The sequence below is a fragment of the Paractinoplanes hotanensis genome (genome assembly GCF_023717965.1).
GTDB lineage: Bacteria > Actinomycetota > Actinomycetes > Mycobacteriales > Micromonosporaceae > Actinoplanes > Actinoplanes polyasparticus.
Window position 1 is genome coordinate 1 of record NZ_JAMQOL010000129.1, and the last position, 1170, is coordinate 1170.

The following is a 1170-nucleotide window of genomic DNA, read 5'->3' on the forward strand; positions in this document are numbered from 1 at the left end:
TTCACCAATCCGGTGGTGTGGCAGGACTTCGCCGACGGCGACATCATCCGGGTCGGGGACGCCTACTACTACTCGGCCTCGACCATGCACTACTCACCCGGCGCGCCCATCCTGCGCTCCTACGACCTGGTCAACTGGGAATACGCGGGCCATTCGGTGCCCCGGCTCGACTTCGACTCCACCGCCTACGACCTCACCGGCACCCGCGCCTACGTCAAGGGCATCTGGGCCTCGGCATTCAACCACCGCCCCAGCAACAACACCTACTACTGGCTGGGCTGCACCGAGTTCAACCGCACCTACGTCTACACCGCCGCCACCGTCGACAGCACCTGGTCGAAGAAGGCCCGGATCAACAAGTGCTACTACGACGCCGGCCTGCTGTTCGACAACGACACCCCCTACGTCGCCTACGGCAACGGCACGATCAGCGTCGCCCAGCTCAACACCGACCTCACCGCCGAAGTGCGCTCCCAAACCGTCTACCAGACCCCGTCGAACATCGGCACCCTCGAAGGCGCCCGCATGTACAAACGCGGCAACTACTACTACATCTGGCTGACCCGCCCCGCCAACGGCCAATACGTACTGCGCTCCACCAGCCCCTTCGGCCCGTACGAACAACGCCAAATCCTGCTCGACCTGCCCGGCCCGATCCCCGGCGGCGGGGTCCCCCACCAAGGCGGCCTGGTACAAACCCAGAACGGCGACTGGTGGTACATGGCCTTCACCGACGCCTACCCCGGCGGCCGGATGCCCACCCTGGCCCCGATCACCTGGACCGGCGACGGCTGGCCGGTGCTGCAGACCGTCAACGGCCGCTGGGCCACCACCTATCCCCGGCCCAACCTGCCGTGGCGGCCATTGGCCCCGATGACCGGCAACGACACGTTCGCCGGCACCACGCTCGGGCCGCAGTACGAATGGAACCACAACCCGGACACGTCCAAGTTCAGCGTCGGCAACGGCTTGCGGCTGTCGACCGCCACCGTGACCAACGACCTGTACAACGCCCGCAACACCCTGACCCGGCGCATCCAGGGTCCGTCCTCGACGGCGACCGTGCAGCTCGACTATTCGGCCATGGCCAACGGCGACCGGGCCGGCCTGGCCATGCTGCGCGATCAGTCGGCGTGGATCGGCATCCGCAAGGACAACGGCAGCACCCGG

The 1170-nt window shown here is 66.9% G+C and carries 1 protein-coding gene; it reads left to right on the forward strand.

All coding sequences use genetic code 11. The annotated features are described in order from the left end of the window. Positions 1 to 1170, forward strand: a 1170-nt coding sequence (locus LXN57_RS47710) for a glycoside hydrolase family 43 protein (protein WP_251804965.1), incomplete at both ends; no start/stop codon positions are given.